This window comes from Thermodesulfovibrio sp. TK500a (assembly GCF_055381765.1).
In genome coordinates, this window is record NZ_AP041606.1 from 1,202,421 (window position 1) to 1,226,152 (window position 23,732).

A 23,732-nucleotide genomic window follows, 5' to 3' on the forward strand; every position below is an offset into this window, starting at 1 on the left:
GAGTTTAGATGAAAAGAAGAGATTTTTTGAAAGCATCTCTGGCAAGCTTCATAACCTTGGTTGCCTCATCGGAAGAGATATTTGCAAAAGTTAAACATTACGAAAGCGGAAAAGCCAAAGGAATTATATTCATTGTGGGCGATGGATGGCCTCTTGGTGTAATGAAAGCAATGAGTGAGTTTATGGAACTTAAATTCAAAGAAAAAAGTAATCTCTCTATACTTCTTCAACAGTCAAATACAAGAATGTTTCTTCAGAACACATCATCCCTATCTTCTGTAGTCACCGACTCTGCTCCAGCTTCTGTAGCATGGGCTACAGGCACAAAGACCATAAACAGAAGCCTTGCCTGTCTTCCTGATGGAAAAAAGCTAAAGACTGTCTTTCAACTGGCACAAGACAATGGACTTTCTTGTGGCTTTGTGACTACCACAAGAGTAACCCATGCAACTCCTGCTGCATGGTACAGCCATAATCCCAACAGAGATGACGAGGAAAGTATAGCTATGGACCTTCTAAACTCAGGACTAACAGTAGCAATGGGTGGAGGGGATAGATTTCTGAGCGGAGAGAAAAGAAAGGATAAAAAAGAGCTTTATTCATTGTTTAAAGAGAAAGGCTACAGGGTTCTAAAATCAAAAGAGGAACTAACGTCAAGCATGTCCGATGAAAGCCCAATTCTCGGAGTTTTCAGCTCATCCCATATAAGTTATTTCGTAGACAGAATCAATGATGAAAAACTTGGTAAGAAAGAACCTACTTTGCCCGAAATGACAGCCGTTGCTCTGCAGAAGTTGGCTAAAAACAGAAAGGGCTTCATTTTACAGATTGAGGCAGGAAGGATAGACCATGCTTGCCACGCAAATGATGCTTACGCAGCTATGATGGACTGCTACGAACTTGACAAAACAATCGGCGTTGTAATGGATTTTGTAAATAAAAATCCTCATGTGCTTCTAATAGTCACTTCAGACCACGGAAACTCAGGATACGGAATTAATGGAACAGGACCTGAATACAACGATGCTACAGAAGCATTGATGAATTATAAAAACAGGGCATCCTTTGAATACATAATTAAAAAGATGAAAAATCAAGACTTAAAAACTGTAAGAGATTTGTTTGAAACTTACACTCAACACAAAATCTCTGCCGAAGAAGCAGAGGAAATCTACAATAAACTCCATTCGAAGAGAAAAATAGTAATAAACGACATATGGTATGAGCCTGAGGCAACAATGGGAAAAATTCTTGCTAAAAGCATCTACGATTATGACAATGAAAAACTAATGAAACCTGCAAAGGAGAGAAGAGGCAACATTGGCTTTACATCAACAAATCACACCGCCGAAGACCAACTTGTTTTAGTATACAGTAAAAAATTTAATATACCTCCTCTTAAAAATCTCATAGATAACACAGAACTTTACAGTTTAATGTGTAACTATCTTGGTATCAGATATTCAAATCCTAAAATGAACAGACAGGATGCGATGACCTATGCTAAAGCAATAACAGAGACTGAATGGGAAAATCACCTTAAACTCCATATATCATAATTTTTTACAAAACTGTATAGAATGGGGAGATGATATGAAAAGAGGAAAAATACTGCTAATAGACGATAACGAAAAGGACCTTCAGGTTACAAAAGAACTTCTCGAAAAGGTTGGATATACGGTAATTCAAAATTATGGTTGGCTTGGGACAACAAATAGCATAAAATTTTCTGAGCCCGATATGGTGCTTCTTGATGTTAAAATGCCTGCAATAACAGGCGACCAACTTTATGACATTATAAATAAACATCTTAAGGAGAGAAATATTCCTGTTCTTTTTTATTCCTCTCTTGATGAATCTGAACTGAGAAAACTCAAGATTTCAAAGGGAGTCGCAGACTATATTTCAAAGGGAGATATTTTTCAACTCTTCAAAAAAGTCTCATCCTACATTAGAAAAAATAGGTATTCAAACTAAAAAATAGCGAAGAGTCTCCTTCTACAGTAAAGCCCCTCCTCCTTGGAAGGAGATTCTTCGTAACATATTAATTTAACAATAAGGCTCTTTCCTCTCTGAAAAAGGAGAATAAGCTTTTCATAAATTCTTCTGAATTAACAGAATCATGGAGTAACAAATTTTGATTTTCCAGTTCCAAATTGATTGGTTTTTTAAAGCCCATACCAAGTTTCATACATATTAAGTCAGACATTCTAACGAGATTATGTATGTGTGCAAAGGTTTCTTTAGTTTCTTCAAAAGAATTGTCTATGTGATGATACTGAATGGCGACTTTTATTTCCTCTGGAAAGTTCCATTTTTCCGCCACATATGCCCCAACATCTGTATGAGCATATCCAAGCAACTCTATCTCTACTTCTTCTAAGTTTCTTTCGCTTTCATATATTTTCTCATAAATGCCTTGATATTTATCAGGAAAAGCATTCTTTAAAAAAACAACTCCTATATCATGCAAAACTCCACATGCCAATGCTTCTTGAGGCTTTATTTCTCCGATTTTTTCCGATAAATAGCTCGAACAAATTCCAACGGCAAGACTATGTTCCCATAAACCCTGTTCAAAAGTATCAAACTGTCTGTAAAGATATCTTAAGGAAGTTGCTAAAATTAAAGATTTAGCCGTGTCTAAGCCTAAAAGCAGAAGAGCTTCCCTTACGGATTTTATTTTCCTACTGAAACCGTAAAACGGAGAGTTTGCAAGCCTTATAAATCTTGCAGTAAAACCTTTGTCTTTTGATATTAGCGCCTCAATTTCCTCGATGGAAGTGAACTCATTTTTAAATATGTTCAGCACCTTAAAAACTATAGTGCTTTGAGAAGGAATATCAATAGTTTTAGCTATTATTCTCTCTATTTCTTCCTTGTTAATAATTCCCCTCTCCATAAGGTATATAGTATTTTACCAGGCTTTATAGATTATTTCCTATATCAAATATAAAAACGATACTTTAGCAATTGACTTTATTCGTCTTTATTGATAAAATTTGAAAAAACAGGAGGAAGCCTATGATTTATCTAATAATATTCCTCATAGCCCTCATCATTCTTTGGTTAATATTCACTTATAACAAATTGATTAAATTGCGGATTTTATCAGAACAAGCCTGGTCTGATGTAGATGTTCAGCTGAAAAGAAGACACGACTTAATACCAAATTTAGTTGAGACAGTAAAAGGATATGCCTCCCACGAAAGAAACACTCTCGAGGAAATTGTTAAGTTAAGAAACAGTGCAATAGGAGCAGCCTCTCAAGAAGAAAAGTTTCAAGCAGAAAACATGCTCACAAAAGCTTTAAGGCAGCTTTTTGCTCTGGCTGAAAATTATCCAGACCTCAAAGCAAGTGCTAATTTTCAATCTCTTCAAGAGGAACTTTCAAGAATAGAAGAAACAATAAGTCAGGCACGGAGGTATTTCAACGCTGTAATAAGAGATTACAACACAGCAATTGCCATTTTCCCCAATAATTTAATAGCAGGAGCTTTGGGGTTTTCACCGAAAATATTTTTTGAAACAGAGGAAGACCAAAGGGCAGTTCCTCAGGTGAAATTTTAGGGAGGAGCTTTGATGGCATTAATTATCATCTTTTCTCTCCTTTCAATTTTTATTGCATCAAATGCTGAATGTTGGCTAATAGACAAATATACAATTGAGATATCGGTTGAGAAAAACGGAGATTTAAACATTGTTGAAAAACTTAATGTTGATTTTGGTCATGAAAGCAAACACGGTATATATAGGGATATACCTCTTGATTTCAATGCTCCTGATGGTAAAAAACACAAACTTGAGATAACAGACATTTTCGTAACAGATGAGAATATTCAGCCTTACACTATCAAATTGTCTAAATGGGGTAATAACATAAGAATTCGGATAGGTGATCCGAACACTTATGTAACAGGAGCAAAAACTTATATAATACGCTACAGAGTAAAATACGCACTCTACAACCTTGGCAACATTGACGAACTATACTGGAACTCCATAGGAACGGGCTGGGCAGTGCCTATTAAAGAAGGTGTGACTAAAGTTTATCTTCCCTTTGATTCTCCCTCTATCCAGTTTGCCTGTTATACAGGAGCATATGGAAGCCGAGGCAAAGATTGTAAAGCAAAAAAAGAGGGCAATACCGTAGTATTTGCACTCACAAAATCTCTTGCACCCCATGAGGGCATGACAGTAGCAGTGGGATGGCCAGCGGGGATTATAAACATTCAATCTGGTCTGCCTTTTTGGAAAAATCCTTGGCTTTATCTGGCACTTTATATGCCACTACTCTTGGTATTAATGTATCTTTGGTGGAGAACACATGGAAGAGATACGGGAGGTAGAGAGATAATACAGGTTCAGTATTACCCACCTGATAATGTAACTCCCCTTGAAGCAGGCACTTTAATTGATGAGAGAACAGACACCAGAGATATCGTCGCAGAGATAATAGACTTAGCAAGAAGGGGATATATAAAAATTACGGAAATAGAGGAAGAGAGATTCCTGTTTGGCAAAAAGAGAGATTATCTCTTTGAACGGACAAAAGATTTTGATTCTGACCTTCAACAAAAAGACTTTGACGTGATAATTTTAAATGCAATTTTTGAAGGCTCTAAAAGACGAAAATTATCTGAGCTTAAGAAAAGATTTTATAAATCTTTACCTAAAATTACAAAGTCAGTATTCAAAAATCTAACTCAAAAAGGTTATTTTACCGAAAATCCCTTGAGTGTGAAAAACAAATATTCCTTAATTGCCTTCATAACCTTTATTGCAACATTTTTTATAAGCGCTGCCTTTGGAAAATATGAGGGACAACCTTCCTTTCCCATATTAATTGGAGGTCTATTTACTGCCTTATCTATTTTTATTCTTGGAAGGTTTATGCCCCGAAAAACAAATAGAGGAACATTGTTAAAAGAATACCTTCAAGGATATGAGGAGTTTATAAGCAAAGTCGAAAAAAACGTCATTGAGAAGCTTTTTCCACCAGAAAAAATTCCCGAGATTTTTCAAATAACTCTTCCTTTTGCAATTGCCTTTGGGGAGGCTGAAAAATGGGCTACAGCATTTGAAGGGCTCTTTGTAAATCCTCCTGAATGGTATCATAGCAGGGGTAGTTTTTCTCCATCAGCCTTTGCCTCCTCTCTTGATGCCTTCACCACAGAGGCAGCCGATATAATATCCTCTGCACCTCGTTCTTCAGGAAGTAGCAGTGGCGGAGGTGGATTTTCAGGTGGAGGCGGTGGCGGAGGTGGTGGCGGCTCATGGTAACATTAAAGAAACTTATCCTATTTTCTTGCTGTTTCTTAATTATTGAATAGCCTTTCATGGTAAATTTGACAAATAAGGGGATATTATTTATAATTATTTTAATGAAGCCAAGAATTAAATGGACTCCTCAAAGAATTGCTATTTTGAAGTATCTCGAAGGAAATAAGGAACATCCTTCAGCAGAAGATATTTATGATGCCCTATCGAAGGACTATCCTACAATGTCTGTAGCAACAGTTTACAATGTTCTCGAATTTCTAAAAAGAACAGGTAGGGTAAAAGAGATATATGTTGACCCTGAAAAGAGAAGATTTGACCCTGACATTAATATACACCATCATGCCATATGCGTAAAGTGTAAAAAAGTTTTTGATATCTTTACAGAGATTAAAATTCCTGAGCTGAAAAATTCTATGCCCGATTTTCAGATTCTTGATGCTCACCTAAAGATAAATGTTGTGTGTCCAAGATGTAAAAACAGGGAAGACTTAACATCAGGTTTAAAAGAATATCGATGTAAAAAATGTGGAACCATCCGAACAGCAAAACATAAACCTCAAAAATGTCCTGCCTGTGGAAGTAGAGGGCAGTTAGAAGAAATTAAACTTCCTTAATAAATCAATCCTAAAGGAGGTATTTAGATGATAAGCAATGAATTAATGGGTAAATTACAAAAAGCCGTAGCAAGAGAGCTTCAAGTAAGCATTCAGTATATGTGGCAGCATGTCTTAGCAAAGGGAATTAAAGCCGAACCTGTAAGTGCACTTTTCAAACAGTTTGCAATTAATGAGATGTTACATGCCGAAAAAATTGCAGAAAGAATCGCCTTTTATGGAGGCACACCCACAACCCAACCAGACCCTATAACAATTGGCAAAAATCTCACAGAAATGCTTCAGATTGATAAAAAAGCTGAGGAAGAAGCAGTTGCTCTATACAAAGAAATCATAAAGCTCGCTGAGAAAGAGGAAGACTATGTAACAAGAAAGCTCTTTGAGCAGATTCTTGAAGAAGAAGAGATACATCTTGACAAATTCAGCTCTCTTCTTGAGGAGTAAAAATGAATCCTGTTGAGCTTAAAAACGGAATTTACTGGGTAGGTGCTGTTGACTGGGCAATAAGAGATTTCCACGGATATGAAACTCCGAGAGGAACAACTTACAATAATTATCTGATACTGGATGATGAGCCTACGCTTATTGATGCAGTCCACTTTGATTTTGCCCATACATCATTAGAAAACATCTCAAAATTAATAGACCCTAAAAAAATTCAAAATATAATAATAAACCATATTGAAAATGACCATGCCACAGGCCTTGAACAAATTCTTTACTACGCTCCTCAAGCAAATATTTACATGACCGAGAAAGGTAAAAAAGGGCTTAGTAAGTTTATTGACCTTTCAAAATATAAAGTGCACACAGTAAAAACAGGAGACTCAATAAGCATCGGAAAAAGAACCCTCATATTCATTGAGACTCCAATGATGCACTGGCCTGATTCAATGTTTACCTATATAAAGGAAGATAAGGTTCTAATAAGCCAGGATGCCTTTGGCCAACATCTCGCCTCAGTGGAGAGATTTGACGATGAATTTATAAAAAATCACTCCATGGATTTGCTTGAAGATGCTGTTATTGACTACTACGCCAACATTCTTATGCTTTATAGTAATGTTATCAAATCAAAGATTGAAGAAATTAAAAAGTCCGGTATTGAAGTTGAAATGATAGCACCTGACCACGGAGTTATCTGGCGTTCCCATATAGATAAAGTGCTAAAACTATATTCTGATATGGTAGATGCAAAAGCAAAACTTGGTGCTGTTATAGTGTATGATACCATGTGGCATAGTACTGAGCAGATGGTATATCCAATTGCAAAAGGAATTGAATCTGAGGGTATTCCCGTAAAAATAATAAAACTCCGGGCAACGCCTAAAAGTGTGGCTATTAAAGAGATTTGGAAATACAGAGGACTTATTGTCGGCTCTCCTACATTAAACAACAATATCTTCCCCTCGGTAGCTGATTTTCTCACCTATCTCAAAGGTCTTAGACCTAAAAACAGACTTTTCTCAGCCTTTGGAAGTTATGGATGGTCAGGAGAGGCAGTTAAAGACATGTTTGAATATGCAAGAGCTATGAAGCTTGAACTTTTTGAGCCGGGCATCAGGGTTTTATATAAACCTTCTGAGGAGGAGTTAAACAAATGCTATGAATTTGGAATAGCCTTTGGCAAGGCTTTAAAAGACTATCATGCAAAAATCTAAAAGGAGGTGTAGAAATGGAAAAAACACTCAAAAATTTAATGGAAGCCTTTGCTGGAGAGTCACAGGCAAATAGAAAATATCTCGCTTTTGCCAAAAAAGCTGAAGAGGAAGGTTACCCAGGCATAGCAAAGTTATTCAAAGCTGCTGCCGATGCCGAGACAGTTCATGCAATAAATCACTTACGGGCTGCAGGTGGAATTAAAAGCACAAAGGAAAATCTTGAAACTGCCATAAAGGGAGAGACCTATGAGTTTGAAAGTATGTATCCACCAATGCTAAAGGATGCGGAGGCAGAAGGTCAGGCACAGGCTCAGAGAAGTTTCTATTTTGCCAATGAAGTTGAAAAAATCCATGCGGAGCTTTTCAAAAAAGCCCTTGAAAATATAGACAAAAAACTTGATACCGACTACTACGTATGTCAGGTATGCGGTCATACAGTTGAAGGTGAACCACCTGAAAAATGCCCTGTCTGCGGTTCTCCTAAGAAAATGTATAAGAAGATTGAATAAAACTCAAGCTCCCTCCTATGCGGAGGGAGCTTATTTACTGTCGTGAAAATTCTTGCTATACATGGCTCACCGAGAATTGGCAATTCAAAAATTCTGCTGGACGAAGCAGTAAGAATCTGTAATCTCAAAAAACATGAAATAAAACAAATAAACCCTTGTGAATTAAATATTTCAGGATGCAATGCCTGTAATGGTTGTAGCACCACAGGAGTTTGCGTAATCAGAGATGATATGGATAAAATCTATCCTTTACTTAAAGACAGTCAACGAATAATCATAGCCTCGCCCATATTCTTTTTCAGTATTCCCGCTCAACTAAAGCTTTTGATAGACCGATGTCAGTGTCTATGGTATGAAAAGTATGTTCTCAAAAGGTTTAACTCAAATGAAAGTAGAAAAGCTTTAGTAATACTTGTAGGAGGCATGAAAAAAGGTGAAATTGGAGCAACCTGTGCGGAAGCAACGATTAAAGCCTTTTTACGAACAATAGACATAAAAACACACAAAACCCTATCCTATTTAGGCTATGATAATGCAGGAGAGATATTAAAAACTCCTTCCATTTTAAAGGAAGTAACCGCTGAAACAGAAGAACTCCTAAAAGATGATTGAATATGTTCAGTTTTTTCCAACTCTGAGATGCAACAATTCCTGTGAATTTTGCTTTAGCAGACACCTAAATTATTCTAAGGACTTTCCTGAAGAGAAAATTGAACACTTGATAAAAACTATGCTTCAAAACAACATTTACAAACTTGACATTCTTGGAGGAGAGCCTTTTCTTTATCTGCATCTCTGCAGGCTTATTGATAAAGCCACAAAAAATGACATGGAGGTAACAATCAGCAGTAATGGAACTTTAATCGAAGAGATAGACAGTTTTCTTAACAGGTTTAAAGATAGAAAAGTTAAAATTGGCATATCCATCAATGACACTCCTAATAAAGCTCTGCTCGAACTAATAGAGAAGCATAAAGTATGGATTAAAACTGTTGTGACTAAAAATAAATTTCCAGAAAGAAGTTTATTAGAATTTGCAAAAAATCACGGAATTAAATATTATCTTATCTACATGGATGCACTAACTGAAAGAGATATGCCTGAAAGCATGCCTTTTTATGAATTCATGGAAAAAATTAGAGAAATAAAAGTTCTTTATACAGATGTAGAAGCAGTATTCTGTAAAGGCTTTATTGGTGGTAATGATTACAGATGTCCCGCAGGTTTAGAAAAAATCACCCTCATGCCAGATGGTTCAGTATATCCCTGTTATCTTCTGGCAGGATTAAAAGAGTACAAACTTGGTAATATCTTTGAAAGCTCTTTAAAGCAACTCTTATCTTCAGAACTTCTCAATATTTTTAGAAATTTTGAAGGTAATATATGCAATAATAAGATATGCCATTTTTATAATGAATGCAAGGGTGGGTGTATTGCCCATAGCATTATTCACTATGGTAGAAATAACAAATCAGACCCGAGATGTAGAAAGGAGGAAAAATGATTAATTCTTTAAAAATACAAGGAGGAGTGAAGATGGCAGAAATGTTAAAGGTCAAAAATCTCCACGTATCTGTAGAAGGGAGAAAAGTGCTTGAAGACATTAATTTCTCTATGGATTATGGAGAGATTGCAGTGCTTTTCGGACCTAACGGAGCTGGTAAAACCACTTTTATCATGACGCTCATGGGCTTTCCTAAATACAAAATAGAAAAAGGTAAGATAATCTTCAAAGGCGTTGACATAACCCACATGGATGTATCTGAAAGAGCCAAGCTTGGAATGGGAATATCTTTTCAAAGACCCCCTGTTGTAAGAGGAGTAAGCCTCAGAAAGCTTCTTAACATAATTAAAAATGGAAGCAAAGAGGAAGAATTACTTCAATATGCAGAAAAGCTCAATTTAACAAATCATTTAGACCGAGATGTGAATGATGGTTTCTCTGGCGGAGAGGTAAAAAGGGCAGAACTTCTCCAACTTCTCATGCAAAAGCCAGAACTTGTTTTCATAGATGAACCCGAATCGGGCGTTGACTTAGAAAATATAGTTTTGATTGGCGAGATGACCAATCTGCTTCTTGGAAGAGGCCAAAGAATTAAAGACCCTAAAAAAAGTGCCATAATAATTACTCACACAGGTTATATCCTTGACTACATAAATCCAGACAAAGGATACATACTTCTAAACGGCAGGCTTCAGTGTAGAGGCAATCCAAGGGATATTCTCTCTGAGATAAAGAAAAACGGATACAGGAGGTGCTTCACATGCCAGTAAGCAAAAAATACATTAAACAAATTGAAGAACGAGCAAAAACAGCAATAAACAAGCCTGCCATTTACGGTGAGGACATAGACCTCAGTCAGTTTCAAAAACTAATAGAAAGAGGAAAAATAGAAAGCCTTGACCTATTACCGGAACTTGCAAAAGAGGCAGCCCTTATGGCTGGTGTCGATGTAGAGGAAAAAGAGCGTTCTGGTTCATATATACAGATGGACCACTCAGTAGTTTATAAGAAGTTAAGTAAACTGTATGAGGGAAAAGTTGAGCTGATGAGCACTAATGAAGCTGTGCAGACTTATGATTGGCTTGAAGATTATTTCTGGAGAATTGTTCAACCAGACACAGATAAATACACAGCTCAGGTGGCATTAAATCCTACCCATGGCTATTTTATAAGAATATTACCTGGACAAAAGCTCGAATACCCTCTTCAGACCTGCCTCATGATAGCAGAAGGTTATATCAGTCAGAATGTTCACAACATAGTAATCGTAGAGGAAGGAGCAGAACTTCATATCATAACAGGATGCACACTGTCTAAATCTGATGCAGTGGGCATTCATCTTGGCATTTCCGAGTTTTATGTAAAGAAAGGTGGGAAGCTATTTTTTACAATGATTCACAACTGGGCAGAAAATTTTTATGTAAGACCAAGAACAGCGGTGGTAGTTGAAGAAGACGGAGTTTATGTAAACAACTATGCCCTTCTTAAACCTGTAAAATCAATACAATCTTCGCCTGTCGTATATCTCAAGGGAGACAGAGCATCGGCGAGATTTAATACAGTTATCTATGGTCTTAAAGACTCATACATAGACCTCGGTTCAAAAATCATTTTTGAAGGCAAAGATACAAAGGGTGAATCTCTGGCAAGAACTATTGCAGACCATAAGAGTGTTATCTATTCACGAGGAGACTTAATCGCAAAGACAAATGAATACTGTATTGGAAGACTTGACTGTAGAGGTATAATCTTTTCAAAGGATGCATCAATTTATGCAATTCCTCAACTTATCTCACACGGTGCAGACAGAGCAGACCTTTCTCATGAAGCATCTATAGGACCCATATCAGAAGAACAGGTTGAGTATCTTATGTCAAGAGGTATGACAAAAGATGAAGCAACAAGCCTGATTACAAGCGGATTTCTCAATCTTGACATACCCTTTCTGCCTGAAATAATAGACAAACATATTAAAGAAGTCATACAGATGACATCAAAGGAATCCCTCTAAATAAAACAGGGGGGCTGTTCCCCCCTGTTTAAGTCAACTTCGCAAACATCTAACCCAATGACCTGGTTTCAATTCAACAAGTGAAGGTTCGACAATGCTGCAATCTTCTCTTTTATCGACACATCTTGGATGGAAGGGGCATCCCTTTGGTAATTTTTTTAGATGAGGAATGTTACCGGGTATAGCTCTTATCTTCTTGCCTTCCTCAGGAAAACAATCTAATAAAGCCTTTGTATAGGGATGGAGTGGATTTTTATATATCTCTTCTACAGCACCCATTTCCATAACCTTGCCTGCATACATTATCATAACTCTATCGGCATATTCACCGATTAAGTTAATATCGTGAGTTATTAAAATTAATGCTTTTTTCTCCTCTTTAACCAACAAATAAAGAAGGTCTAAAATCTCCTCCTGCACAGTAACATCAAGGGCTGTAGTTGGTTCATCGGCTATGATTAATTCTGCATTGCAGGCAATAGCCATTGCAATCATGACTCTCTGCCGCATCCCACCAGAAAGCTGATGGGGATAGCTCTCTAAAACATGGGCAATCCGCAATTTATCAAATATCTCCCTTGCCTTTACAAGGGCTTCACCTTTTTTCATGCCGTAATGATATATAAACATTTCGGCAACTTGCAGTCCAACCCTCATTACAGGATTTAGAGAAACCATAGGGTCTTGAAAAATAAAGGAAATATGTCTTCCCCTTATCTTTCTTATTTCTTCTAAACTAAGCCCTAACAAATTCTGATTATTAAAAATAATTTCTCCCTTTGCTCTGAAAAAATCAGGTAAAAGATTTATTAATGATAGGGCTGTGAGAGTCTTTCCGCTGCCACTCTCTCCTGCAATGGAGAAAATTTCACTGTTATTTATCTGAAAATTTAAGTCTTCAACGAAAACAGCATCTTTAAATAAGATACTGAGGTTTTTAACACTTAAAATCACTTCACTTGTTCAATGCTTCTCTGAGAGCCTTGCTCATCTTAAAACTTATGGCTCTCTGGGGAGGAACAGTGATTTTCTCGCCTGTTTTTGGATTTCTTGCAATTCTTCCTTGTCTCTCTTTTATTTTAAAATTCGCAAATCCTCGTATCTCTATCTTTTCTCCTTTTGAAAGAGCCTCTTTCATACAGTCAAAAATCATATCTATGACTGTTTCTATCTGCTTTTTTGTCAAAATATCTACTTTCTGAGCCACCTTTTCAATCAATTCTGACCTTTTCATAAGTAACCTCCTTTTAATTTTCTATTTGTGGACGATAGATATAGTAAAGCTGCAAATGGGGCAAAATCTTTTTAATAATCGATTCTGTATCTCCCTTTAAAAAATCTTTTAATAATGTAGACTTTTTCATGATTATATCAGGTTCTCCTCTTATTTTACCAAGCTGAGCAGCAACTTTTATAGCATGGTCTAAGTCTCCTATTTCATCATCAACAAGGCCTATTTCCTTTGCTTTTATTCCCGTAAAAACTCTTCCGTCAGCTATTTTTTTAACTCTTTCAAGGGAAATTTTTCTGCCTTCTGCTACTGCATTTATAAACTGAGTATGAACATCGTCAAGAAGATTTTGTAGCACTTCCCTTTCATCACTCTGAAGAGGCTTAAGAGGAGAGGTCATGTCTTTGTATCTTCCACTTTTAATAACCTCTGCTTTAATGCCTACTTTATCAAGCAATCCTTTTATATTAGGCAGTTCCATTAAAACGCCTATTGAACCCGTAAGAGTTCCTGGATTAGCAATTATTTTAGTAGCAGGACAGGAGATATAGTAACCTCCCGAGGCTGCTACTGAACCCATTGAAACAACAACCGGTTTAACTTTGGTAGTTCTCTTAATCTCTTCGTATATCTCCTGAGAAGGAACTACAGCTCCACCAGGGCTGTCTACTCTGATTATAATAGCTCTTACAGAAGGATTTTTTTTGTATTGTTTAATCTCCTCAACAATTGCCGTTGAATCGACAATAACTCCTTTGACATTTACAATGGCAATTTTGCCAGTTGAAAGACCGCTTTCCATTATTGTAGCAAGGAAACTAATGAAAAAAATGCTTCCTAAGATTATCAAAAAAATTTTTAACTTTCTACTCTTCATTATTCCTCAGCCTTCTTCATACTTAAACCAATTTTTCTCTTCTCTGGGTCAACCTTTATTACAAGCACCTTTATCTCATCGCCTTCTTTAACATTTCTGTCTTTGCTTATCTCCGAATTATAGACAAGGCCTTCAACCACTCCCTCTAAGTCAACAAATAAGCCATGTTCAGTTTTCTTTATTACCTTAGCATTGTATATCTCGCCAACTTTGAATTTCTCAGGAATCTCCTTTAACCAGGGGTCTTCTGAAAGTTGCTTAATACCAAGGGAAAGTTTCTCCTTTTCAGGTTCGAAATTCAATATCACTGCCTCTACTTTCTGGCCTTTCTTAAAAAGACTTGAAGGATGCTGAACATGTTTTGTCCATGATATGTCTGAGATGTGAACAAGTCCATCAACGCCTTCAGGTAATCTTATAAAAACTCCAAAATCTGTTATAGTCTTTACTTTACCAGTTACTATGTCTCCAACTTTATATCTCTTTGCAACCACCTCCCAGGGTTTAGGTTTTAATTGTTTCAGACTTAGAGAAATTTTTCTGTTAGCCTTGTCAATTTCTATAATCTTAAGATTTAACCAATCATCAATATCTGCATAGTATGAAGGATTTTTAGGTGAAACCCAGTCAAGTTCGCTTAGATGAATAAGCCCTTCAACTCCCTCCTCAAGCTCAACAAAAATTCCAAACTCTTCAATTCTCGTAACTTTCCCTCTTACCTTCATGCCAGCTTGATACTTTTTATCTATGTTTTCCCACGGGTCTGTCTTTTTCTGTTTGTATCCTAAAGTAATTCTCTCATTTTCCAGGTCAGACTTTAGAATCACAAACTCATATTCTTTGCCAATTTCAAAAAATTGTGATGGATGTTTAACTTTTCCCCATGATATATCTGAAATATGCAGAAAACCATCTATTCCACCGAGGTCAACAAAAACACCGTAATTGGTTATATTTTTTACTACGCCCTTTATTCTTGCTCCTTCCTTAACTTTGTCTGTTAGGTCTTTTTTGAGCTTTTCTCTTTCCTGCTCAAGATAGGCTTTTCTTGAAAAAACCAACGAGGTTTTAAGATTTTTCCAATTGCCATACAGATTTTTAGGGGGCTCTATTTTTTCTATCTTTACTTTAAAAGTTTTGCCTGTGTATTCATCAAGAGCCTTAGGTTTTTTTAAGTCTAAAAGTGAAGCTGGAATAAATCCTCTTATTCCCTTAAATGATGCCAGAAGACCTCCTTTAGTTTTTGCTAAGACAGTAACTTCAACGGGTAATCCTTTTTGAGAAGATTCGATTAAATCTTCCCAAGCTTTTATTTTTACAGCTCTGTCTCTTGAAAGATAAATAGCACCCTGAGCATCGTCTATTTTTTCAATAAAAACATCGATTTCATCTCCTTCTTTGATAGATTTTTGTTCTTCTGGAGAAAAATCATTTATTGGGATAATTCCCTCAAACTTATATCCTACATCCACAATTATTCCATCATTTCTTATACCTATAACTTTTCCCTTTACTATTTCCCCCCTTTCTACATGTGATAGAGAACTCTCATAGAGACTTTCAAGTTCTTGACTTTCATTAAGCTGATTCTGCATCTTCCACTTCCTCCTTTATTTATAAACATTTTATTTTATCAATAATTTGATTAATTATCCACTGAGGAGTTGATGCCCCTGCTGTAATGCCTATCTTTTTAACATTTTTAAACCATTCCCTTTCTATTTCTTTTGTATCCTCTATGTGATAGGTTTTAACTCCTATATTTCTACAGAGATTTGCAAGCTGTGTTGTATTGGCACTGTTTTTTCCGCCTATAACAAGCATCAAATCAACATCTTTTGCTACTTTTTCAGTAGATTCAAGACGCTTTGCAGTAAAATTACAGAGAGTATTGAAAGTTCTTATTTCTTCAAACTCATTTAGAGACTTTATTATTCCTTTTAAAATATCTTTAACCTTTGAGAAAGGCTGGGTGGTCTGCTGAATAATGCCTATTTTTTTATTTAATATGGGTATTTCATCAGAACTTATTACTACAGCATTATCTCCTGCATAACTGTAAATTCCCTTTACCTCTGGATGTTCTTTGTCTCCAATTATCACTACCTGATAACCTTCTGATGACAGCTTTGCAGCTATTTTTTGGGCTTTTCTTACAAATGGACAGGTAGCATCTATTATTTCATAGCCACCCTTTTTTAACTCTTCAAGCTTATCTTTTGAGATTCCGTGAGCTCTTATTATGAGAGTTTTTATGTTAGTTTGTCCGCTTGTATCCTCTATGGGATTGACACCAAGTTCTTTTAATTTTTCAACTACCTGAGGATTATGAATAATAGGACCTAAAGTAAATACGCCATCCTTATGTTTTTTTGCTACTTTGAAAGCTATATCAATTGCTCTCTTTACTCCAAAACAGAACCCCGCACCCTCAACAAGAACAATTTCTACATTCATACTGTTTTTGATAATACAAGATATCAGTTATCCTCTGCAACTTTTTTTAAAATTATTGACACAACCTCATCGATGGAATAAAGGGAAGTGTCAATATAAAAGGCATCCTTTGCCCTTATTAAAGGCGCATCCTTTCGGGTAGAGTCTCTTTTATCTCGGTCTATAACGTCTCTTAAAGCTTCTTCAAAGGTTATTGATTTGCCAAGAATTAAAAGTTGTTCGTATCTTCTTTTTGCTCTTATCTCTGGTGAGGCATCGAGATAGAACTTTTTCCAAGCATCGGGAAAGACTACTGTTGTCATGTCTCGACCTTCTGCAACAGTGTCATAGCGTTCAGCAAATTGTCGCTGAATGGGGAGAAGAAAATCTCTTATAAGTCGCATAGCTGAAAGTTGGGAGGTAATAATTCCAACTCGTGGTTCTCTAATTGCCAATGATATATCCTCACCTGAAAGGCAAACTCTTCCATTTTCATAATTAATTTCAATGTAAGAAAGCTCGGTTTTTATTACGTCTTCACTTATAGAGGAAAATTCCACTGCATCACCAAATTTCTTAAAAAAATAATATGCCACCGCTCTGTAAAGTGAACCAGTGTCAAGATAAAAAAAATTCAATGCCTTTGCCACTGTTTTTGAAACAGTGCTTTTACCTGCTCCAGAAGGACCATCAATAGCTATTACCTTTTTCAATGCTGAAGCATCTCCAGAAGATTGTAAAATTCAGGGAAGGATATATCAACACATTCGGCATCTTTTATTTTAGTTTCACCATCAGCTATAAGCCCCGCTATACTTAAAGCCATAGCAATTCGGTGGTCTTTATAAGAGTAAACTTCGGCAGCCTTTATTTTACAAGGGCCCTTAATCTCTACGCCGTCATCTAACTCGTGTATATCAACTCCCATTTTATTTAACTCAGTTGTCATTGCTTTGATTCGGTCAGACTCCTTAGCCCTTAAGTCCTTTGCGTCTTTTATTATAGTTACTCCTTCTGCCTGCGAGGCAATAACGCAGAGAATTGGAAATTCATCTATTAGTCGCGGAATGATATTCCCTTCAATTAAAGTTCCCTTTAACTTCTCGCTACTTCTGATTAAAAGGTCACCAAGAAGTTCTCCTGCTTGCTCCCTTTTGTTTATTACTGATATGTTTGCTCCCATATTAATTAAGACATCCATTAAACCCGTTCTTGTATTGTTCAGACATACATCTTTAATTAATACTTCTGAATCTTTAACCAATGAGGCAGCGGCTATAAAAAAGGCAGCTGACGAAAAATCTCCTGGAATACTTATATCTAATGGTTTTAATTCTTCTCTTAAGGGAGATATTTCAATCCTATTGCCGTCTATTTCTAACTCTGCTCCCATGCTTTTTAGCATCTTCTCTGTATGGTCTCTGCTTTTATAAGGTTCAGAGACCGAGGTCTTACCTTGAGCAAAAAGGCCTGCAAGAAGAATAGCACTTTTTACCTGTGCACTTGCAATTGGCATATCGTAATCTATACCCTTTATAGAACCTCCTTTTATAGCAAGAGGAGGCAGTCGATTTTCATCCCTGCCCATAATAGTTGCTCCCATGAGAGATAGAGGAGTAACTATTCTTTTCATCGGCCTCTGTCTTAAAGAGTCATCGCCTGTAAGAACGCTAAAAAAGGATTGTCCCGCAAGAATTCCGCTTAAAAGTCTCATAGTTGTGCCTGAATTACCACAATCAATAACATTATCAGGCTCTATTAGCGACTTTAATCCTTTTCCGTGAACAACAATCTCTTTTGTTTCGGTTATTTCAATATCTACTCCCAGAAGTCTCATTGAATTAAGAGAGCTGAGGGGGTCTTTTGCCCACAGAAAATTCTTTATTACTGAACTACCGTTTGCCAAAGAGGCAAAAATTACTGCCCTGTGGGATATGGATTTGTCAGGAGGCGTGACTATTTGCCCTCTTAGTTGCTTAGCTTTTTTTATAACCCTGTCCATCGTAAAGATTAAAAAATATTATAAACCGAAAAGATTAAAAATTTCTTCTAATGGCTATCGGCTTCTTTTAAATATAAAGGAAAAGATGAAAAGAGAAATTAATATAACAGATATTGATGCACCAAGTGGAATGTCTGAGTAGTAAGAAAGAAAGATGCCGGCATAGGAAGAAAAAACAGAGTATATAACAGACATAATAGCAGTAAAGCGTAGACTTTTAGCTATTTGCATGGCACTTAATACTGGGATTAACATAAGAGAGCCTATCAATAATGCACCCATAGTTTTTATTGATATGGAAATGCAAACTGCTACAGTAATAGCAAAAATCATCTTTAGAAAAGAGATATTTATGCCACTTGCCTGTGCAATCTCTTCGTCAATGCATAAATTCAACATTTTTTTGTGAAATTTTATCAGAAAAAAAATACATAAAATAGAACCACAGAGAATTAAATATAAATCCTCTTGAGATGTTGTAGATAGGCTACCAAAAAGAATGCTCATAACCGAAGCTGACTTCCCAGAGAGAGTTATCAAAAGCACCGAAAGGGCAACACCTGCATAAAGGAAAAGAGAAAGAGAACCTTCTGCAGGAAGCTTGCCTTTTGTTCTTAAATGTTCAACCGAGACTGCTACTGTTATACTCAAAGCCACAAGTATAAGCAATGAGTTTAGATTGAGAAAAACGCTTAGAGCAATTGCAAGAAAACCAACATGGGCAAGAGTATCAGCAAAAAAGGCATATCTTCTAAAAATCAAAAAAACTCCAATAAGAGGAGCAATTGGAGCAATTAGCGTTACCACCCAAAAGGCTCTCTTTAATATGTCTAATTCAAAAATTTCCATCATCTCTTGTGTGGAAAAGAGACATATGAGGGATAGAGCATTTTCATATATTCCTCTTTTAGTAATTTCTGAGGCTCACCAAGACATACCATCCTCTTGTTAAGACATAGCAGACATTTAGACTCGTGGGTAAAGGTTGCTATGTCATGAGTGACAACCAAGATTGATACACCAAAATCTCTGTTTAGTCTTTCAAGGATATCAAGAAGGTCGTCACGAGAGTGAGGGTCTATACCTGTTGTTGGCTCGTCTAATAGCAGTATTCTCGGTTTAACAACTACAGCTCTTGCTAAAAAAGCTTTTTGTCTTTCTCCTCCTGAAAGCTCTCTTAATGGCTTTTTGTGAAGATGTTCTATTTTAAACAAACTCATTGCCCACTCAACAGTGTCTCTGTCAGACTTCTCAGTTCCGCTTCTTACAAGTTCTTCAACAGTGAGAGGCATTTCATAAATGTTTTGGGAAATTCTTTGAGGCAAATATCCTATTGGCTCGTTTTTTATGTAAGCCTCCGGTTCAAATCCTTTTATTAAAATTTTACCTGTTTTAGGCTTTATTAAACCAAGAATTAATCTTAAAAGAGTTGTTTTCCCTGCACCGTTAGGACCGACTATTCCAAGATAGCATCCCTCTTCTACCTGAAAGTTTATATCTTCGAGTATGGTAACTCCGTTAGTAGCATAGGTGACATGAGAAATGTCTATAAGTGAAACTTTTTTCGAATTTAAGATTTTTAATTTTTCATCGGTCATCTTTTTTGCATTTTAGAGCCTTTGAAAGAACTTTTAGATTATCCTGCATTACGGAAATATAATCTCTTTCTGTTTTTGCGTGATAGGTATTGAAATACAATATCTTTGTCCCTGTTTCTTGAGAGAGTGTTCTGGCAATTCTATCTCCTTCCTGTTCAGTGACGATATATTCTATGGAATTCTTTTTAATAATCTCCTTCAAATGCTTTATTCTTTTCGGAGAAGGCTCATCTTCTGGTTCATGAACTATAAAATGTGAGATAAATCCATATCGATCTGCGGGATAATTCAAAAATTCATGAGTTGTAATCACATCCCTAAGTAAACATCCTGAAAGAGTTTCTCTATATGTCCTATCAAGCTCTCTTAGTCTCTGTTCATAGCTGAGAAAATTTTTCTCGATAAGAGATTTTCTATCAGAGAAGAGCTTAATAAGTTCGTTTTTTACTCTATCTGCTATTTCAAGAACAAGATGGGGGTCTAACCATATATGAGGGTCTAACTCCCTTGAACCACTGTAGTTCTTCATGGGAATAATATCTTTAAGTCTTATGAGTCTTACACCCTTAGAAGAAAGTTCTTTCCTCAGATTGTCAATCCAACGGTCAACATCTGTATCGCCAATATATAAGATTACATCGGCACTGTAAAGTTTCCGAACGTCTTTTAAGGATGGTTCATAATGATGGGGGTCAACACCAGAGGGAAGGATTGTCTCAACAAAAGCGTCGGGAAGCAAACTTTTAATAAACTGCTCAAGGGCAAAAATGCTCGTGTATGCTTTAATAACAGAAGTTTTTATCTCTGATTTCTCCTCTTTTTTAGCACATCCCTGAAGAGAGATTAATCCTATGATTACAAATAGGACTACTCCATAAAATATAACTTTTGGGGGCTTAGAGAGATACATAGTATAACCTCCCTTTAAAAGACAATATTCGAAAAATCATTAATTGTTACTTCTAAGTGTCTATATTTTTATAAATTTTTTCTCAAGTGGAGAAGATGTCTTTCAGCTTTTCTTTGAAGCCTTTAGCTCCTTTTTTTATCTCTTCGCCCGAAGCTTTTGCAAACTCTTCAAGAAGTTCCCGTTGCCTTTGAGTTAATTTTTTGGGAACATCAATGTATACAGTTACAATCTGTTCTCCTCTGTGATTACTCCCAACTCTTGGTAACCCCTTACCTTTTATCTTAAAAACTCTTCCAGAAGGTGTTTGCGGTGGTATATAGATTTTTTCTTTCCCATCAAGAGTTGGAACTTCAATCTCTCCTCCGAAAACGGCCTTAACAAATGATATTGGCACAGAACAGTGAATATTAGTGCCTTCTCTCCTGAAATATTCATGCTCCTTAACGTTAATGTAAATGTAAAGGTCACCTCTTGGACCACCGTTTTCTCCGAGCTCTCCCTCTCCAGTTACCTTCAATCTCGTTCCCGTATCAACGCCCGGAGGAATTTTAATATTAAGAGAGTGTTCTATTTTTACTTTTCCAAGTCCAGAACAATCAGGGCAGGGGTCTTTTATAATTTTGCCTTTTCCTCCACATTTGGTACAGGTTTTTGATACGGAAAAGAATCCCTGATTGTATCTAACATATCCTGTTCCTCCGCAGGAAGGACAAACAATGGGCGCACTTCCTGGCTTTACTCCACTTCCGTTACAACTACCACACTCCTGCCATCTCTGATAGTTAATCTCCTTGTCCACTCCAAAGGCTGCTTCTTCAAGAGTAATTGTAAGGTCATATCTTAAGTCAGCACCCCTTGTAGGTCTCTGTTTTTTAAATCCAAAGCTTCCGAAAAATCCCTCAAAGATATCCTCAAAGAGGTCTGTAAAGGTCGTATGGGTTTCAAAACCAAAGCCATTGCCCATAGGACCTTCAGCAGTGCCGTATCTATCGTAGTTTGCCCGACGGACAGGGTCACTAAGGCAGGAGTATGCCTCATTAATCTCTTTAAACTTCTCCTCAGCCTCTTTGTTTCCTGGGTTTAGGTCAGGATGATACTGACGGGCAAGGCGCCGGAACGCCTTTTTGATGTCCTCCTGAGAGGCGTCCCGGCTAACACCTAAGATGCTGTAGTAGTCTTTCATTTATTATCTTTATCCTCTACCTCAGCCTCTATTACATCGTCATCTTTTTTAGACTGACTCTGTGCACCTGAGCCTCCAGCACCTGCTCCAGCCTTTTTATAAAGCTCCTCTGCTAATTTGTGAGAAGTTCTGGCAAGCTCTTCAACAGCTGCCTTTATTTCATTTACGTCATTGCTTGTATCCTTAATTCTACGACACTTTTCAATAGCCTCTTCAATTCTCTTCTTTTCATCTTCTGTTATTTTATCACCCATGTCTCTTAGGGTCTTCTCAACAGTATAAATCATGTTGTCGGCATCATTTCTTGCTTCGGCAAGCTGTTTTTTCCGTCTGTCCTCTTCAGCATGTGCCTCTGCCTCTCTTATCATCTTCTTAATCTCTTCCTCAGTAAGACCGCTTGATGCAGTAATCTTTATTGATTGTTCTTTACCTGTTGCAAGGTCCTTTGCAGAGACATGGAGAATGCCGTTGGCATCGATATCAAAGGTGACCTCAATCTGAGGAACTCCCCTTGGTGCAGGCGGAATACCTACGAGTTCGAAGACACCAAGAAGCTTGTTGTCTGCAGCCATCTCTCTTTCACCCTGGTAGACCTTAATCGTAACTGCGGTCTGGTTGTCTGCAGCAGTTGTGAATATCTGAGACTTCTTTGTTGGAATTGTTGTATTTCTCTCAATAATCTTTGTAAAGACACCACCGAGGGTTTCTATTCCAAGGGAAAGAGGAGTTACATCAAGAAGGAGAACTTCTTTAACCTCTCCTTTAAGAATTGCTGCCTGAATTGCTGCACCAACTGCTACGACTTCGTCTGGATTAACTCCCTTGTGAGGCTCTTTGCCAAAGAAATCCTGTACAACCTTCTGTACTTTTGGAGTTCTTGTCTGTCCTCCCACAAGTATAACTTCATCTATCTGAGAAGTAGAAAGTCCTGCATCGGAGAGAGCCTTTTTACAGGGTTCAAGACTTTTCTCAATAAGGTCGTCAACAAGCTGCTCAAGCTTTGCACGGCTAAGTTTCATTAGTAGATGTTTTGGACCTGAAGCATCGGCTGTAATAAAGGGAAGGTTTATCTCTGTCTCCATGGCAGAGCTCAACTCAATCTTTGCCCTTTCTGCAGCTTCCTTTAATCTCTGAAGAGCCATTCTGTCTTTACGAAGGTCAATGCCTTCCTGCTTTTTGAACTCATCAATCAACCAGTCCATTACTCTAATGTCAAAGTCATCGCCACCGAGATAAGTATCTCCGTTTGTTGCCTTAACCTCTATTACGCCTTCACCAATCTCAAGAATAGAAATATCAAAGGTTCCGCCACCGAGGTCGTAAACGGCAATTTTTTCTTCCTTTTTCTTATCAAGTCCATAGGCAAGGGCTGCAGCTGTAGGCTCGTTGATGATTCTTAGAACATTCAAACCAGCAATTCTTCCTGCGTCCTTTGTTGCCTGACGCTGACTGTCATCGAAGTAGGCAGGCACAGTGATAACTGCCTCTGTAACAGGCTCGCCAAGATAGTCCTCTGCTGCCTGTTTTAGCTTCTGAAGAATCATTGCCGATATCTCTGGTGGAGAGTATCTCTTACCCTGAATCTCCACATGGGCATCTCCATTTGGTGCTTCCACAATCTTGTAGGGAAGTCTCTTCTTTGCCTCCTGAACTTCCTGAGAGTTGTATTTCCTTCCCATAAGTCTCTTTATGGAGAAAATAGTATTTTCAGGGTTTGTAATTGCCTGTCTTTTTGCAACCTGACCAACAAGTCTTTCTCCCTTATCAGTGAAGGCTACAACAGAGGGTGTTGTCCTCTGTCCTTCCTGATTGGGAATTACTACAGGCTCACCGCCTACTACTACTGCCACAACAGAGTTTGTTGTGCCCAGGTCTATTCCTATTGCCTTTCCCATAGCGCAATCCTCCTCTAT

At 37.2% G+C, this 23,732-nt stretch carries 25 protein-coding genes; 12 read left to right on the forward strand and 13 right to left on the reverse strand.

Features of this window, described 5'->3' with window-relative positions; translation table 11 throughout:
* The first annotated feature begins 8 nt into the window (after positions 1-8).
* Both ACZ430_RS06395 and ACZ430_RS06400 read left to right on the forward strand, forming a co-directional pair.
* Entirely contained in the window at positions 9-1,559 is a 1,551-nt protein-coding gene (locus ACZ430_RS06395; protein ID WP_297209924.1) for an alkaline phosphatase, read from the forward strand.
* A gap of 34 nt (positions 1,560-1,593) precedes the next feature.
* Complete coding sequence (locus ACZ430_RS06400) at positions 1,594-1,977, forward strand: response regulator (RefSeq protein ID WP_297209921.1); 384 nt, start codon at positions 1,594-1,596, stop codon at positions 1,975-1,977.
* Between the two features lie 67 nt (positions 1,978-2,044).
* Here ACZ430_RS06400 and ACZ430_RS06405 read toward each other — a convergent pair whose 3' ends face one another.
* Entirely contained in the window at positions 2,045-2,902 is an 858-nt protein-coding gene (locus tag ACZ430_RS06405) for an HDOD domain-containing protein (RefSeq protein ID WP_297209918.1), read from the reverse strand.
* Positions 2,903-3,024: 122 nt separating this feature from the next.
* Here ACZ430_RS06405 and ACZ430_RS06410 point away from each other — a divergent pair, with 122 nt between their 5' ends.
* The 10 genes from ACZ430_RS06410 (at position 3,025) to ACZ430_RS06455 (ending at position 11,582) form a co-directional block, all read left to right on the forward strand.
* Complete coding sequence (locus ACZ430_RS06410; RefSeq protein WP_297209915.1) at positions 3,025-3,570, forward strand: LemA family protein; 546 nt, start codon at positions 3,025-3,027, stop codon at positions 3,568-3,570.
* Positions 3,571-3,582: 12 nt separating this feature from the next.
* A complete protein-coding gene (locus ACZ430_RS06415; protein WP_297209912.1) occupies positions 3,583-5,283 on the forward strand; it encodes a DUF2207 domain-containing protein in 1,701 nt (566 codons plus the stop codon).
* Positions 5,284-5,384: 101 nt separating this feature from the next.
* Positions 5,385-5,897: a transcriptional repressor gene (locus tag ACZ430_RS06420; RefSeq protein WP_297209910.1), complete on the forward strand. Its 513-nt coding sequence runs from the start codon at positions 5,385-5,387 to the stop codon at positions 5,895-5,897.
* A gap of 27 nt (positions 5,898-5,924) precedes the next feature.
* Positions 5,925-6,341 (forward strand): ferritin-like domain-containing protein, encoded by a 417-nt coding sequence (locus ACZ430_RS06425; RefSeq protein WP_297209907.1) that lies wholly within the window; start codon positions 5,925-5,927, stop codon positions 6,339-6,341.
* Positions 6,342-6,343: 2 nt separating this feature from the next.
* Entirely contained in the window at positions 6,344-7,558 is a 1,215-nt protein-coding gene (locus ACZ430_RS06430; RefSeq protein ID WP_297209905.1) for an FprA family A-type flavoprotein, read from the forward strand.
* Positions 7,559-7,572: 14 nt separating this feature from the next.
* Entirely contained in the window at positions 7,573-8,067 is a 495-nt protein-coding gene (locus ACZ430_RS06435; protein ID WP_297209902.1) for a rubrerythrin family protein, read from the forward strand.
* Positions 8,068-8,109: 42 nt separating this feature from the next.
* Positions 8,110-8,679, forward strand: coding sequence for a flavodoxin family protein (locus ACZ430_RS06440; protein ID WP_297209899.1), 570 nt, complete (start codon positions 8,110-8,112; stop codon positions 8,677-8,679).
* Positions 8,672-9,571 (forward strand): radical SAM protein, encoded by a 900-nt coding sequence (locus ACZ430_RS06445; RefSeq protein WP_464910442.1) that lies wholly within the window; start codon positions 8,672-8,674, stop codon positions 9,569-9,571. The genes ACZ430_RS06440 and ACZ430_RS06445 overlap by 8 nt, the downstream gene beginning before the upstream one ends.
* A 41-nt stretch (positions 9,572-9,612) precedes the next feature.
* A complete protein-coding gene (locus ACZ430_RS06450; protein ID WP_366934787.1) occupies positions 9,613-10,341 on the forward strand; it encodes an ABC transporter ATP-binding protein in 729 nt (242 codons plus the stop codon).
* Positions 10,332-11,582 carry a SufB/SufD family protein gene (locus tag ACZ430_RS06455; RefSeq protein ID WP_297209888.1) on the forward strand — a complete coding sequence of 417 codons (1,251 nt, stop codon included), beginning with the start codon at positions 10,332-10,334 and terminating at the stop codon, positions 11,580-11,582. The genes ACZ430_RS06450 and ACZ430_RS06455 overlap by 10 nt, the downstream gene beginning before the upstream one ends.
* Before the next feature lie 33 nt (positions 11,583-11,615).
* Here the strand turns inward: ACZ430_RS06455 and ACZ430_RS06460 are convergent, their stop codons facing one another.
* The 12 genes from ACZ430_RS06460 to dnaK form a co-directional block, all read right to left on the reverse strand.
* Positions 11,616-12,536 carry an ABC transporter ATP-binding protein gene (locus ACZ430_RS06460; protein ID WP_297209885.1) on the reverse strand — a complete coding sequence of 307 codons (921 nt, stop codon included), beginning with the start codon at positions 12,534-12,536 and terminating at the stop codon, positions 11,616-11,618.
* Position 12,537: 1 nt separating this feature from the next.
* A complete protein-coding gene (locus tag ACZ430_RS06465) occupies positions 12,538-12,816 on the reverse strand; it encodes an HU family DNA-binding protein (protein ID WP_297209882.1) in 279 nt (92 codons plus the stop codon).
* Positions 12,817-12,829: 13 nt separating this feature from the next.
* Positions 12,830-13,690 carry a signal peptide peptidase SppA gene (gene sppA / locus ACZ430_RS06470; protein WP_464910443.1) on the reverse strand — a complete coding sequence of 287 codons (861 nt, stop codon included), beginning with the start codon at positions 13,688-13,690 and terminating at the stop codon, positions 12,830-12,832.
* Positions 13,690-15,285 carry a 30S ribosomal protein S1 gene (locus tag ACZ430_RS06475; RefSeq protein WP_297209876.1) on the reverse strand — a complete coding sequence of 532 codons (1,596 nt, stop codon included), beginning with the start codon at positions 15,283-15,285 and terminating at the stop codon, positions 13,690-13,692. The genes sppA and ACZ430_RS06475 overlap by 1 nt, the downstream gene beginning before the upstream one ends.
* Before the next feature lie 19 nt (positions 15,286-15,304).
* Positions 15,305-16,147: a 4-hydroxy-3-methylbut-2-enyl diphosphate reductase gene (gene ispH / locus ACZ430_RS06480; RefSeq protein ID WP_297209873.1), complete on the reverse strand. Its 843-nt coding sequence runs from the start codon at positions 16,145-16,147 to the stop codon at positions 15,305-15,307.
* A 23-nt stretch (positions 16,148-16,170) separates the two neighbouring features.
* The gene (gene cmk / locus ACZ430_RS06485; RefSeq protein WP_297209871.1) at positions 16,171-16,839 is read right to left on the reverse strand and encodes a (d)CMP kinase; all 669 of its coding nucleotides are present in this window, start codon (positions 16,837-16,839) and stop codon (positions 16,171-16,173) included.
* Complete coding sequence (gene aroA, locus ACZ430_RS06490; protein WP_297209867.1) at positions 16,836-18,128, reverse strand: 3-phosphoshikimate 1-carboxyvinyltransferase; 1,293 nt, start codon at positions 18,126-18,128, stop codon at positions 16,836-16,838. Before aroA ends, cmk begins: the two co-directional genes overlap by 4 nt.
* 54 nt (positions 18,129-18,182) lie before the next feature.
* Positions 18,183-18,977: a metal ABC transporter permease gene (locus ACZ430_RS06495; protein WP_297209864.1), complete on the reverse strand. Its 795-nt coding sequence runs from the start codon at positions 18,975-18,977 to the stop codon at positions 18,183-18,185.
* Positions 18,977-19,726, reverse strand: coding sequence for a metal ABC transporter ATP-binding protein (locus tag ACZ430_RS06500; protein WP_297209861.1), 750 nt, complete (start codon positions 19,724-19,726; stop codon positions 18,977-18,979). Before ACZ430_RS06500 ends, ACZ430_RS06495 begins: the two co-directional genes overlap by 1 nt.
* Complete coding sequence (locus tag ACZ430_RS06505) at positions 19,716-20,636, reverse strand: metal ABC transporter substrate-binding protein (RefSeq protein WP_297209858.1); 921 nt, start codon at positions 20,634-20,636, stop codon at positions 19,716-19,718. Before ACZ430_RS06505 ends, ACZ430_RS06500 begins: the two co-directional genes overlap by 11 nt.
* Positions 20,637-20,718: 82 nt before the next feature.
* Positions 20,719-21,819 (reverse strand): molecular chaperone DnaJ, encoded by a 1,101-nt coding sequence (dnaJ, locus tag ACZ430_RS06510; RefSeq protein ID WP_297209855.1) that lies wholly within the window; start codon positions 21,817-21,819, stop codon positions 20,719-20,721.
* Entirely contained in the window at positions 21,816-23,714 is a 1,899-nt protein-coding gene (dnaK, locus tag ACZ430_RS06515; RefSeq protein ID WP_297209853.1) for a molecular chaperone DnaK, read from the reverse strand. The genes dnaJ and dnaK overlap by 4 nt, the downstream gene beginning before the upstream one ends.
* Between the last annotated feature and the right edge of the window lie 18 nt (positions 23,715-23,732).